The sequence below is a fragment of the Mesorhizobium sp. WSM3859 genome (assembly GCF_002295065.1).
In the GTDB taxonomy this organism is placed as follows: domain Bacteria; phylum Pseudomonadota; class Alphaproteobacteria; order Rhizobiales; family Rhizobiaceae; genus Mesorhizobium.
In genome coordinates this window covers 507,693-520,799 of the sequence record NZ_NSGG01000001.1, presented here as the reverse complement: position 1 = coordinate 520,799, position 13,107 = coordinate 507,693, and the positions used below count along the sequence as shown (strand labels likewise).

The window sequence follows — 13,107 nt, the reverse complement described above, 5'->3', positions numbered from 1 at the left end:
AAGCTCAAGGGTTACAGTGGCGCGGGGAGTAGATGCGTTTCCACAAGGCGGAATCCGCATTTTTCGTCTTTATTTTCGTGATCCTGGCCGCTGGCCTGGTGACATTCCATGCCTATGGTCAGTTGCAGGACATCGCCTCGGATCTCGACGCCGCATCGCGCGTCGACAAAATCGTCTATCTCAACAAATTGCTGTTCGTCACCGGCGCGCTGCTGGCGACCGCGCTGTTCTTCGGCACCTTCTTCATCTACCCGCTGATCCGTGGCCAGGTGCGGGAAGAGGGCAAGCTCAGGGCCATGACGGTCTCGCTCAGCGCCCGTTCGCAGACGCTCGAGCAGGCCGCACTCACCGACGGTCTGACCGGCATGCAGAACCGCCGCTATTTCGACGATGCGCTGCGCGAATATCTCCACGAATTTCGCCGCATCGACAGGCCTGTCGGGCTGATGATCCTCGATCTCGATCATTTCAAGCAGGTCAACGACACGCATGGCCATGACGTCGGTGACGAAGTGCTGCGGGCCGTCGCCACCTGCCTGAGAGGCATGACGCGCTATCACGATGTGGTGGCGCGGCTGGGCGGCGAGGAGTTTGCCGTCGTCACGCCCAACATGGATGTCGAGCTGCTTGCCAGGTTCGCCGAGCGTATCCGCAAGGCGATTGCCAACCTGTCGATCCTGTCGGGCAATGTGCGGCTGAAGGTCACCACCAGCGTCGGCCTTGCCGTCTGGGACCACAAGGAGAGCGCCGAGGATTTCTACCGACGCGCCGACCGCCAGCTCTATGAGGCGAAGAAGCAGGGCCGCAACCGCGTCTGCGCCTAAAATCCCACCACTAAATTCGTGAGGCTGGCCGCCTGGAGCCGCTCTCTGCGCTTCCGGTGCTCACGGACTTTATGTCCGCTCCGCTCCGGTTCTCGACAGCGACTCCATTCGACTCAGCCTGACGAATTTCCTGGTGGGATTTACCCAGGAGGAATCGGAGGTAGTCTGAAGGAGGAGCGCTCTCAGTCGTTGAGCTGGCGCATGCCGAAGGTCGAGGGCTTCAGGCCGTAGCGGGTGTCGAAGTCGTCGTCCGGCTGGGGACGGGGGGCTGCGGTGGCCGGCTTCTTATAGTCCGGGTCGCCGGCCTGCCGAGCCGAGTCCACGGCCTCGGCGAAGGCCATGGCCTGCTGCGGCTTCGGCACGTTGCGGAGCCGCTCGACGATCATGGCCAGATCGACGTCGCTGCCGTCCACGGAAGCCTCGATCTGCTCGCCTTTCGCTGTGCCGGGAATGAACTCCTGCGCCAGCTTCTCGAATTTCAGCCGCATGGTGGTCGCGACGCCTTCGCCGAAGGCGATGGCTTCGCGCTGCCCCATCGACGACAGGAACGCCAGCGTCGAGGCCGAGGAGTCGGCGATCGCCGAGCGGATGATTGCCTGGTCCTGCTCGTTGGCAAGGCGCATGGCGAAGAAGGTCGAGCACTGCGACAGGATGGTCGGGTCGAGCTCGCCCGGGCGCTGGGTGACGACACCCAGATAGCAGCCATACTTGCGGCCTTCCTTGGCGATGCGCGACAGCGCATGCCTGGTCGGCGCGAAGCCGAGGCGCGGATCGGCCGGCATATAGCGGTGCGCTTCCTCGCAAAGCAGGAGCAGCCTCAGCCGACCCTCGCTCCACAAGGCCAGGTCGAAGGCCAGGCGCGCCAGCACCGAGCAGACCGAGTTGACCACTTCCGAAGGCATGCCAGCCATTTCGAAGCAGGTGACCGGGCGGCCGTGGTTGGGGACGCGGAAAATATTGCCGATCGTCTCGTGGATCGTGTCCTCGATCAGGCGGGAATTGAACATGAAGCGGTAACGCGGATCGGCGGCCGCCGATTCGATGCGCGTCTTCAGCGACTTCAGGATGGGGCGATCGTTCTTGCTTTCGAGCAGGCCCATGCGCTCGTCGATCTGCTTGATGAGATCGGCGATGCGGTAAGGCACTGGCGTATCCGCCGTCAGCGCATCGCTGCCGCGCCTGACATAGGTGCCGGAACTGGGGTTGCGATAGAGGTTCTTGGCCGCCGGGATCAGGTCGCGCAGGACATCCACTTCCTCGGGCACCGTCTCGCGGCCGCGAAACAACACTTCGGCGAATTCCTCCAGCCTGAACATCCAGAATGGCAGGTCAAGCGTCTTGGAATCGACCTTGACGCAATATTCCGGCAGCGAGGCCGCGAACTCGTTGTGCGGGTCGAGGATGAGCACGCGCAGGTCCGGCCGTGCCTCGATCGATTTGCGCAACAGCAGCGAGACAGCCGTGGACTTGCCGACGCCGGTGGTGCCGACGATGGCGAAATGGCGCGCCAGCGTGTCGTCGATGGCGATGTTGGCATCGATCGATTCATCCTGCGACAGCGTGCCGATGGTGACCGAATGGCGTCCCGCCAGATCGTAGACCGCTTGCAGGTCGCGGCTGCGGATACGGTGGGCAATGGCGCCGATATGCGGATAGGCGGTGATGCCGCGGTCGAAGATCGGCTTGGCGCCGGGCTCCGCGCCGTCGCGCACTTCGCCGATCAATTCGATGCTGACCTCGATCGGGTTCTGGCCCTCATTGCTCCAGGCACGGTCCGATTTGCCGATCTCATAGACGAGGCCGACCGTGCGCGTGGTGCCGAGATTGATGGAGATCATCTTGCCGACCGTCCACTGGCCGGTGACCGTGCCGTCGGCATCCTCGGCGTAGGCGCTGATGGTGGCGCGCGCGCCGTCGCATTGCACGACATTGCCGAGAATGCGTTTGTCGCTTTGCAGGACATTGCGGCGCTCCTGCGAAATCGGTTCGCCAACGGAGGCTTCGCGTTCGACAAACATAATTGACCTGGTCCCATTCCCTGGAGCGTCGACCCTATCCAGGCGGGGTTAAATTGAGGTGAGGTCGAATGGTGTAGACGGTGTTAAGCCGGTCGCGACAATTCGATCGAATGGCCTCTTTCCACCGTCTGGATTCCGATATATTGGACGAATGGATAATATATCGAATGATATTACCGCCACGATCGGCAGGCGGATACGTTCCGAAAGGACGGTGAGGGGCTGGTCGCTGGCCGAGCTTGCGGGACGCTCGGACGTGTCCAAAGCGATGCTGAGCGCCATCGAACGCGGCACGACCAGTCCGACCGCGGCACTCCTGGTGCGCATTGCGGCCGCCTTCGGCATGACGCTGTCGACGCTGATCGCACGGGCCGAGCTGCAAGGCGGCGGCGTTTCGCGCAGGGACGACCAGCCGGTGTGGCAGGATCCGGCAACGGGTTACATAAGGCGGCATCTGTCGCCGGCATCGCAGATGCCGCTGGAATTGATCAGGGTCAGCCTGCCGGCGGGCGCCAGGGTCAGCCTTCCGGCCGCCTCCTACGCCTTCATCAAGCAGCAGATTTGGCTGATCGACGGAAGGCTGGACTTCACCGAGGGCGATGTGGTGCACCGGCTCGAGCCCGGCGACTGCCTGGCGCTGGGGGCGCCGGCGGACTGCGTCTTTCACGCTCCCGGACCGGCTGCGGCGGAGTATCTCGTGGCGCTGGTCAGGGACTGATCCGGATGCCTCGACGACCGAAAAGCTCGCACAATGGCGGGCCGCCGCTCGACGACTATGAAGGACCGCCCTGGGGCAAGGGCGACGCCTGCATTTTCCTCGCCTGGCGCGTCGCCCACGACAAGGCCTGGAAGGCGCCAAGCCGGGCCGTCATGCTGATGCGGCTGGAGAGGGCCGAGCGCCTCGGGCTGACCTATGAGGAATATACGCTCGAGATCCTGGAGCGTGGGCGCCATCTCAGCGAGGACGACGCCGACCGGATCGCCGAAATCCGGCGGGCGGGCCGGCGCAGGCGGATCAGCCATTTCGCATGACCATTTCCCCGAATGACCATTTCCCCCGATGCCGCATCACCTTGGAGAACACCAGCATGAACGCATTTGAAATCCGGGTGTTGAGCGACGATGCGGCGACCGTCGCGATGCTCGCCGATCTGTTGATCGAGACTGTCGCCGCCGGAGGATCGGTGAGCTTCATGCATCCGTTGCCGCCGGACGCTGCGCGGGATTTCTCGCGCAAGTCGCTTGCAGCGGCGGCACGCGGCGAAAGGGCGGTGCTGGGCGCATGGCAGGATGGGGTGCTTGCAGGCACCGTCACGCTGCTGCTCGACTTTCCGCCCAACCAGCCGCACCGCGCCGAGATCGCCAAGCTGATGACCGGCCGGGACCATCGCGGCAAAGGCGTCGCGACCCGTCTGATGCGCGCCGCGGAAGAACTGGCGGTCGAGAAAGGCCGCACGCTGCTCGTCCTGGATACGGCGAGCGAGGAGGGCGCGGCAGGCCTTTATGAGAAGCTCGGCTTCACGCTGACCGGCGAGATCCCGGACTTTGCGCTGAAGCCGCATGGCGGACTTACCGGGACGCTGATCTATTGGAAGCGGATAGGAGCGGGAGCCCGTACGCTATCCTGACCTTCTGGCGATACGCGACAGAAGCCAGCGGCGAAAATCCTGTTCGGCGCCGGACAACCGCGACGACGACGGTCTTGTCAGGAAATGCCCCGATGGGCTCGACAGCTCGAAATCCGAAAGCCTGACGAGGGCATTGCTTTCGAGGGCGGCGTCGACCAGCGGCCGCGAGCCGAGCAGCGCTCCGGCGCCGGCCCTCGCGGCTTCCATGGCGGCGACGAAACTGTCGAAGCGGTGCGAGCGTCCCGAGTGCCCGGCAAGCCCGGCAGCGGCAAACCACTCCGCCCACATTTCGCGCGCGCCGGCCACCAGGAGGAGCGGCAACGATGTCCAATCCGCACCGTGGGCCAGCGCAGGCGCCGCGACCGGGACAAGCCGCTCGACCGTGAGCCGGTCGGCTTCGCGCCCGGGAAAGGATCCGTTGCCGAAGCGTATGTCGAGCGCCGAGCCCGGCTGGTCGTAATCGGTCGGCCGATGGATGGTCACCAGATCGAGCCCGACCCGTGGCAGCGCCTTTGCAAGGTCCGGAAGAGCTGGGACCAGCACCAACAACGCGAAGGAGATGGGGACGCGGATGCTGACGGTCTGCACGGCGCGCGGCTCGAACAGCTCGTTGGTGCTGTTGCCGATGGTCGCGAATGCCGACTGGATATGCGGGAGGTAGGCCGCGCCTTCTGGCGACAGCGCCACGCCGCGCGCCAGGCGCGCGAACAGTCGCGTCTTGAGCCGCTCCTCCAGGAAGCGGATGTGCTGACTGACGGCGGCTTGGGTGAGGCCGAGCTCGGCGGCCGCGGCGGTGAAGTTCGACAGGCGCGCGGCTGCCTCGAAACTGCGTAGCCAGTCGAGAGGAGGCATCGTGTCGAAAGCTTTTACAGCCATTATAAATTTGCGGCCATTGCCCAAAAAACGATAATTTGAATTATGCCTCTTTGGAAGTCAGCATGCAATCCGTGCCCGCAGCGGCGGGTAAGGATGGAGCTTCTGGGACATGCTGACGACAGCGACGCTAGGCGACGAGGGACGAACGATCGAGCTTGGCTGGAGAGACGGGGCGCGCAATCGCTTCCACGCCATGTGGCTGCGCGACAATGCGCTGGACGACAGGACGCGCAGCGCCGGCAACGGACAGCGGCTGATCACCATCCTCGACATTCCGGCCGAGACGCGGATCGGCGCCGCCTCGATCAAGGGCGAGGTGTTGGAGGTCACATTCGTCCCTGAAGGCAAGACCGTTGAGTTTCCCGCGGGCTGGCTCCGCGCTCATGCCTACGATCGTGGGGAGGTCCAGCGGCCTGGTTGGACAGGAAGCGGGATAAAGCGCTGGACGAAAGCCACGATGCAGAACTCCGTGCCGCGCGCTGCCTACGCGGATGCCAGCCCCGACAGCAATGTGCTGCGGCAATGGCTGACCGCGGTGCGCAGTTATGGTTTCGCCGTCATGGACGGCCTGCCGACCGAATCCGGCGCGCTGTGCAAGGTGGCCGACCTGTTCGGTTACATCCGGGAGACCAATTACGGGCGTTGGTTCGAGGTGCGGGCCGAGGTCAATCCGAACAATCTCGCCTACACCAATCTCGGCCTGCAGGCGCATACCGACAATCCCTACCGCGACCCGGTGCCGACGCTGCAGATTCTCGCCTGCATCGAGAACACGGTCGAAGGCGGCGAATCCAGCGTCGTCGACGGTTTCGCGGTGGCAGCCGCGTTTCAGGCCGAAAACCCGGAGGGCTTCCGGCTGCTTTCGTCCTATCCGGCGCGCTTCGAATATGCCGGCTCGTCGGGCGTGCGGCTGCAGTCGAAGCGGCCGATGATCGAGCTCGGGCCCGATGGCGAGCTGATCTGCATCCGCTTCAACAACCGCTCGCTGGCGCCGGCCGTCGATGTGCCTTTCGCCGAGATGGAGAAATACTACGCGGCCTATCGCAGATTCGCCGAGTTGATCGAGGACCCTGCCTTCGAGGTGACGTTCAAGCTCGAGGCGGGAGAATCCTTCATAGTCGACAACACGCGCGTCATGCATGCACGCAAGGCGTTTTCCGGCAGCGGCAAGCGCTGGCTGCAAGGCTGCTACGCCGACAAGGACGGCCTGCTGTCGACGCTCGCCGCGATCGAGCATGATTTCAAGGAGGCGGCGGAATGAAGCCGAATGAATTGAACGCAGGAAACATCGTCGAATTCATCGCCGATATTTTCGAGCGCCGCGGCGCCGAATCCTATCTCGGCGAGCCGGTCACGATGTCCGAGCACATGCTGCAGGGCGCGTGGCTCGCCGAGCGGGACGGCGCGCCGGAGGAACTTGTGGCGGCGGCGCTCCTGCACGACATCGGCCATTACACCAGCGAGTTCGGCACCTATTCGCCCGACGACGTCGAGGACAAGCACCATGACGAGGCGGGCGGCGAGGTGCTCGCGCCTTTCTTCCCGCCGGTTATCGTCGAATGCGTCAGGCTGCACGTTTCGGCCAAGCGCTACCTTTGCGCTACCGACCCGACCTATTTCAGCAAGCTGTCGCCGGCCTCGGTGCATACGCTGTCGCTGCAGGGCGGGCCGATGAGTGCGGAGGAAGTGGCCGAGTTCCGCAGCAATCCCTTCCACGACGAAGCAGTGCGCGTGCGCATCTGGGACGAGGGCGGCAAGGTCGCCGACATGAAGACGCGCACCTTTCGCGACTATGTGCCCATGCTGGAGCGCGTCGTGAGAAAATTCGCGGCGGAAAAGGCGGCCTAGCCGAACATAACCGGGAAGGATGCGGTCATGTGTTTTTGCTTCGACGGCGAAAACGCCCTGATTGGATACCTGCCGGACGGCTGCCGCGACCGCCTTCAGGTCGCAAGTGCTCGCGCTCCGGGTCCAATGGCGTCCAGTCCGAATGGGCGAAATGTCGAGACCTCATTCGAACCCGGCGATGCCGAGCATGGGCGGCGCCTTGCTGTCGTGCTCGATCAGATGTATTAGCCGCGCCCGATATGCGGCCAGTTGGTTTTCAACGGCCGTCCCGGTACCGACAACGCTTTTGATGGAGGCGACGATGAGATCCTGTTCACGCATTTCGCGCCTTCTCGGCGGACGGACCGGTTGACCCGCTACCGCGGATTTCAAACTTCCTGACGATGCCAGCGCCGACCGCAATCCGCGGTGGGCAGTTATCTTTTCCGCGCGGCTGACCGTGCGGGACCAATCGACGGGTGAGCCGAGCGCTTTCCGCGAACGATGCCGGCTGCCTGAAAGCCTCAGATGCGCCTTTGCAACAGCCAAGCAGGTCATTGTAAATGTTGAGAGAATGGCGCTTGCGCCATCTTTGCGCCGAGGCTAGAGAGCCCGCCATCATAACCCGTCATCCCGAGAGGAGACCTGTCAAAGATCCCGCAATCCAGATCGTCACGATCCGTGCCGACGCTGGGAATGCGTGCGGCGGACAGGGTTCCAACTGGGAAGAACGGCCATGGCCAGGTCCATGATCCAGCGCAGGCAGGACGCCGAGCGCCAACGTATTGAAGCATATGATGCAAGGCTGCGGCAGGTCTTCGCCGCCACGCGTCCCGTTCCGGATTTCGAGCGGGCGCTGGACGACGCACGCTCGGGCTTTGCCGGCATGGCGATCCGCGACGGCGCGCTGTGGCGTCCCAAGCTGAAGACGCGCGACCGTGCGCGACTGCGGCTGGCCGCGGCGCGCTATCTCTACGCGCGCTATCCGGTTTCGGCCGCGCTTGAGGGCGTCTGGCTGGACAGCACGGGCCTCGACGCCAACGAGATTGCGTTTCGCAAGTCCTGGTATGTGACGGTCGCGCGTGGCGACTCGCTCTACAGGACCGGCGCCAATGCATGGCTGTCGCGCAAGGAGGTGCATTGCTTCCTCAACGCGTCCGGCGACACTGGTTTCGCCGAGGCGTTCTGGGTGGCGATCGCCCGGTCCTACACGGATAACCTGGGGTTGGCGGCGCGGCTTGCGCGCACGAAGATCGCTCGCACGCCGCGTCGTGAACTGGCCTTCTGGCGCGAGGTGGTGCGCTTCTTCTGCGGACATCCCGCTTCGAAGGAGGAGATCGACGATCTATGCGATTACATCGGTGCCATGCATCAACGTGATGCGGCCTACAGCCTGAAGGGCCGCACGCTTCTCTCGCTGCGCCGGCAGATGTTGGATTGGCATCGCGACATCGCTGCGATCGAACGCATCGAGGCCATGCGCCGCCGCGCGGCCGGACGTAACCAGCGTGCCTCCGGAACGCAGGCGCAGAGCGGTGCCTGGGACGGCTCGCGCCTGGAGGACTGGGAGTGGCAGCCATCGGCCAAGGACGCGAAGGTGCGCGGCGAGCGTTTCTTCGTTCGGCAGTTGAAGACGGCCGAGGACTTGGTCGCGGAGAGCCGCGCGATGCATCACTGCGTTTCTACCTACGCGGCCAAATGCATCGCCGGCAACGCCTCGATCTGGGTGCTGCGGCGCACCGCGCTCGGCAAAATCGAGCGGCTGCTGACGATCGAGCTCGATCCGCAAAACCGCGCGATCCAGGTGCGCGGTTTTGGCAACCGTCTGGCCTTGCCGGAGGAGCGCAAGATCGTCGAGCGCTGGGCCAAGGCGAGGGGTGTGACACTCAGGGCCTGAACGCAAGACCCGCGCGGCTGAAGCCGCGCGGGTCTTTTTGCACAGTGGCATCTATCCCTTGTGATAGACCTCCTGCAGCCCGTAGACCGGGGTAGGCAACCCGACCTGCCTGGCCTTCAGCTGCAGCGACAGATATTGCGAGTAGTGCCGCGACTGGTGGAGGTTGCCGCCATGGAACCATAGCGCCTCCTGCTGCGTCGGCTTCCACATGTTGCGCTGCTCGCCTTCCCAGGGACCCGGATCCTTGGTGGTGGCGGAGCCGAGGCCCCAGACCTTGCCGACCTTGTCCGCCACCTCTTGCGAGATGAGGTCGGCGGCCCAGCCATTCATCGAGCCGTAGCCGGTGGCATAGATCACCAGGTCGGCCGGCAATTCGGTGCCGTCGACGAATTTGACACCGGTTTCGGTGAGCTCCTGCACCGCCGCACCCGGCCCGCTCTTCAGCTTGATCGAGCCGTCGATGACGAGGTCGCAGGCGCCGACATCGATGTAGTAGCCGGAGCCACGACGCAGATATTTCATGAACAGACCTGAGTTGTCGTCGCCCCAGTCGAGCATGAAGCCGGCCTTTTCCAAGTCCTCGTAGAACTTCGCGTCGCGTTCCTTCATCTGCTTGTAAAGCGGAATCTGGAACTCGTGCAGGATGCGGTAGGGCAGCGAAGCGAAGATCATGTCGGCCTTGCGCGTCGTCATGCCGTTCTCCACCGCTTGCTCTGAGTAGAGCGAGCCAAGGCCGATATCCATCAGCGTGTCGGACTTGACGATGTGGGTCGACGAGCGCTGCACCATTGTCACGTCGGCGCCGCCTTCCCACAGCGCCGCGCAGATATCGTGCGCCGAATTGTTGGAGCCGATGACCACGACCTTCTTGCCCCGGTATTTGTCCGGGCCGGGATGGGTCGAGGAGTGCTGCTGCTCGCCCTTGAAGATGTCCTGGCCCTTGTATTTCGGCCAGTTCGCCTTGCCGGACATGCCGGTCGCCAGCACCAACTGCTTCGGCTTGATCGTGATCTCCTTGCCGTCGCGTTGGACGACGACGGTCCACTCCTTGGCCTTCTCGTCATATCTTGCCGACTTCGCGGTGGTGGAGGACCAGTAGTTCAGCTCCATCACCTTGGTGTACATCTCCAACCAGTCGCCGATCTTGTCCTTTGGCGAGAAGACAGGCCAGTTCTTCGGGAAGTCGATATAGGGCAGGTGATCGTACCAGACCGGGTCGTGCAGGCAGAGCGACTTGTAGCGCTTGCGCCAGGAGTCTCCGGGACGCTCGTTCTTCTCGATGATGATGGCCGGCACGCCGAGCTGCTTCAGCCGGGCACCGAGCGCGATACCGCCTTGGCCGCCGCCGATGATGACGACATAGGGTTGCCTGGTATGGCCGAGCTTGGCGATTTCGTCCTCGCGCTCCTCGCGCCACGTCGTGCGGTCCTTGCCGTGTCCGTGCTTGGCGCCGAGCGGACGGGTGAACCCAGCTTTCTCCTCATGTCCTTTCAGCTCGGCCATCGTGGTGAGCAGGGTCCAGATCAGGTCGCCCTTGAACCGCACAAGGCCAAAGCCGCGCGCGACGCTCGTCTCAAAGGTGATCCAGGCGGTGATGACGCCGCCTTCCTCGCTCGCTTCCTCGCCCTTGGCCACCGCCCAGCCGGTCGGCTTGGTGTTGGCCAGCGTTGCCTGCAGCATGTCGCGAACCTGGTCCTGGCCTTCCATGGTCTTCAGGTTCCAGGTGAAGGTGACGAGGTCGCGCCAGTAGCAATCAGCCTGGAAGCAGTTGACGGCGCTGTCGATGTCGCCGGCTTCCAGCGCCTTGCCGAATCTGTCGAGCAGCGCTTGCGCCTTGGTGGTGGGTGTTCTCTCGAGCATCAGTTTCCTCCGGGCTTGTGATCGCTTCTTTGGGTGAGCGCTGTGGCCGGATGTGGCTACCGGCATGCGCAAAGTATTTCGGCAAAACCTCCTTCGCGTCACGCCCTCCAATAGTTTGGCGCGTTTTCAATGGCTTGAGCCCGCGAGTGGGGCAAAGGCGTCATTTTTGCCGTTGACAGGCTGCCTTTCACGCCTCTAGTGTCCGCGACCATGAAAACGGCACTCATTCTCGTAGGCTGGCGCGTGGGCAAGGCGGTGTAACCGCCGGGCGAAAACCTCCCATGCGCATCACACAGGCTCCCTCGGGGGCCTTTTTTATTGCCTGAAATCCAACTAAACGACCAGCAACGCCCAAACGGCGACAGTACGGGACCAGACCGATGAGCAATGGACAGAACGAGCGGCGCGAAATGACAGGCGCGGAGATGGTGGTGCAGGCGCTGAAGGACAACGGCGTCAAGCATGTCTTCGGCTATCCGGGCGGCGCGGTTCTCCCAATTTACGATGAGATTTTTCAACAAGACGATGTCGAGCACATCCTGGTCCGGCACGAGCAGGGCGCTGGCCACGCGGCCGAAGGCTATGCGCGCTCGACCGGCAAGGCCGGCGTGCTTTTGGTGACGTCCGGCCCCGGCGCCACCAACGTGGTGACGCCGCTGCAGGACGCGCTGATGGATTCCATCCCGCTGGTCTGCCTCACCGGCCAGGTGCCGACCTCGCTGATCGGCTCGGATGCCTTCCAGGAATGCGACACGGTGGGCATCACGCGGCCCTGCACCAAGCACAATTGGCTGGTGAAGGACGTCAACGATCTCGCCGCCACCATCCATGAAGCGTTCCATGTGGCGACGACCGGCCGCCCCGGCCCGGTCGTGGTCGACATTCCGAAGGACGTCCAGTTCGCCAAGGGCATCTATGTGCCGCCGCAGACGGCGCCGCGCACCAGCTATCAGCCGAAAGTCCAGGGCGACCTGGAAAAGGTGAAGGCTGCCGTCGAGCTGATGGCTGGCGCGAAAAAGCCGATCATCTATTCGGGCGGCGGCGTCATCAATTCCGGCCCGGAGGCCAGCCACCTGCTGCGCGAGCTGGTCGACCTCACCGGCTTCCCGATCACCTCGACGCTGATGGGGCTCGGCGCCTATCCGGCGTCAGGCAAGAACTGGGTCGGCATGCTCGGCATGCACGGCACCTACGAAGCCAATATGGCGATGCATGACTGCGACGTGATGATCTGCATCGGCGCGCGCTTCGACGACCGCATCACCGGCCGGCTCAACGCGTTCTCGCCGAACTCGAAGAAGATCCATATCGATATCGACCCGTCCTCGATCAACAAGAACGTCCATGCCGATATCGGGATCCTCGGCGATGTCGGTCGTGTGCTGGAGGATCTGGTGCGGCTGTGGCGGGCGACTGCCAAGACCGACAAGAAGGCGCTCTATCCGTGGTGGGAGCAGCTCGCGAAATGGCGCGCGCGGGATTCGCTCGCCTACAAGATGAACAGCGACGTCATCATGCCGCAATATGCGATCCAGCGGCTCTATGCGCTGACCAAGGACATGGACACCTATATCACCACCGAGGTCGGCCAGCACCAGATGTGGGCGGCGCAGCACTATCATTTCGACAAGCCGAACCGCTGGATGACGTCGGGCGGCCTGGGAACGATGGGCTACGGCCTGCCGGCGGCGCTCGGCGTGCAGATCGCGCATCCGGATGCGCTGGTCATCGACATCGCCGGCGACGCCTCGGTGCAGATGACGATGCAGGAGATGAGCTCGGCGGTGCAGTACGAGGCGCCGATCAAGATCTTCATTCTCAACAACCAGTATATGGGCATGGTGCGCCAGTGGCAGCAGCTGCTGCACGGCAACCGGCTGTCGCATTCCTACACCGAGGCGATGCCGGACTTCGTCAAGCTGGCGGAGGCCTATGGCGGCCACGGCATTCGCTGCGACAAGCCGGACGAGCTCGACGACGCGATCCGCGACATGATCTCGGTGAAGAAGCCGGTGCTGTTCGACTGCCGCGTGGCGACCTTGGCCAACTGCTTCCCGATGATCCCGTCCGGCAAGGCGCATAACGAGATGCTCCTGCCGGACGAGGCGACCGACGAAGCGGTGGCCAACGCCATCGACGCCAAGGGCAGGGAATTGGTCTAGAGCATGATGCCGAAA

Annotated in this window: 12 protein-coding genes; 8 read left to right on the top strand and 4 right to left on the bottom strand. The window is 63.7% G+C overall.

From position 1 onward, the window contains the following. Positions 1–32 precede the first annotated feature (32 nt). Entirely contained in the window at positions 33–824 is a 792-nt protein-coding gene (locus tag CK230_RS02490) for a GGDEF domain-containing protein (RefSeq protein WP_095815595.1), read from the top strand. 182 nt (positions 825–1,006) lie between these two features. Here CK230_RS02490 and CK230_RS02485 read toward each other — a convergent pair whose 3' ends face one another. Beyond that, a complete protein-coding gene (locus CK230_RS02485; protein WP_095815594.1) occupies positions 1,007–2,842 on the bottom strand; it encodes an ATP-binding protein in 1,836 nt (611 codons plus the stop codon). Between the two features lie 151 nt (positions 2,843–2,993). Here CK230_RS02485 and CK230_RS02480 point away from each other — a divergent pair, with 151 nt between their 5' ends. From CK230_RS02480 to CK230_RS02470, 3 genes are read left to right on the top strand one after another with little or no spacing between them, the layout of a single operon-like run. Beyond that, complete coding sequence (locus tag CK230_RS02480) at positions 2,994–3,560, top strand: XRE family transcriptional regulator (RefSeq protein WP_095815593.1); 567 nt, start codon at positions 2,994–2,996, stop codon at positions 3,558–3,560. 5 nt (positions 3,561–3,565) lie between these two features. Next, positions 3,566–3,874 (top strand): hypothetical protein, encoded by a 309-nt coding sequence (locus CK230_RS02475; RefSeq protein WP_095815592.1) that lies wholly within the window; start codon positions 3,566–3,568, stop codon positions 3,872–3,874. Positions 3,875–3,930: 56 nt separating this feature from the next. Next, positions 3,931–4,470: a GNAT family N-acetyltransferase gene (locus CK230_RS02470; RefSeq protein ID WP_095815837.1), complete on the top strand. Its 540-nt coding sequence runs from the start codon at positions 3,931–3,933 to the stop codon at positions 4,468–4,470. Here the strand turns inward: CK230_RS02470 and CK230_RS02465 are convergent. Further along, positions 4,462–5,346, bottom strand: coding sequence for a LysR family transcriptional regulator (locus CK230_RS02465; protein ID WP_245429795.1), 885 nt, complete (start codon positions 5,344–5,346; stop codon positions 4,462–4,464). The genes CK230_RS02470 and CK230_RS02465 overlap by 9 nt on opposite strands. Positions 5,347–5,455: 109 nt before the next feature. On the opposite strand from CK230_RS02465, the gene CK230_RS02460 reads away from it, so the two are divergent. Continuing rightward, positions 5,456–6,607 carry a gamma-butyrobetaine dioxygenase gene (locus CK230_RS02460; RefSeq protein WP_095815591.1) on the top strand — a complete coding sequence of 384 codons (1,152 nt, stop codon included), beginning with the start codon at positions 5,456–5,458 and terminating at the stop codon, positions 6,605–6,607. Then, positions 6,604–7,194, top strand: coding sequence for an HD domain-containing protein (locus tag CK230_RS02455; RefSeq protein WP_095815590.1), 591 nt, complete (start codon positions 6,604–6,606; stop codon positions 7,192–7,194). Before CK230_RS02460 ends, CK230_RS02455 begins: the two co-directional genes overlap by 4 nt. 162 nt (positions 7,195–7,356) lie before the next feature. Here the strand turns inward: CK230_RS02455 and CK230_RS32980 are convergent, their stop codons facing one another. Beyond that, a complete protein-coding gene (locus CK230_RS32980; protein ID WP_176479986.1) occupies positions 7,357–7,515 on the bottom strand; it encodes a hypothetical protein in 159 nt (52 codons plus the stop codon). Between the two features lie 394 nt (positions 7,516–7,909). Between CK230_RS32980 and CK230_RS02450 the strand changes: the two genes are divergently transcribed. Continuing rightward, complete coding sequence (locus CK230_RS02450) at positions 7,910–9,070, top strand: PcfJ domain-containing protein (RefSeq protein WP_095815589.1); 1,161 nt, start codon at positions 7,910–7,912, stop codon at positions 9,068–9,070. 51 nt (positions 9,071–9,121) lie between these two features. Here CK230_RS02450 and CK230_RS02445 read toward each other — a convergent pair whose 3' ends face one another. After that, entirely contained in the window at positions 9,122–10,930 is a 1,809-nt protein-coding gene (locus CK230_RS02445; protein WP_095815588.1) for an NAD(P)/FAD-dependent oxidoreductase, read from the bottom strand. 380 nt (positions 10,931–11,310) lie between these two features. Here CK230_RS02445 and CK230_RS02440 point away from each other — a divergent pair, with 380 nt between their 5' ends. After that, positions 11,311–13,092: an acetolactate synthase 3 large subunit gene (locus CK230_RS02440; RefSeq protein WP_095815587.1), complete on the top strand. Its 1,782-nt coding sequence runs from the start codon at positions 11,311–11,313 to the stop codon at positions 13,090–13,092. Positions 13,093–13,107: the final 15 nt, after the last annotated feature.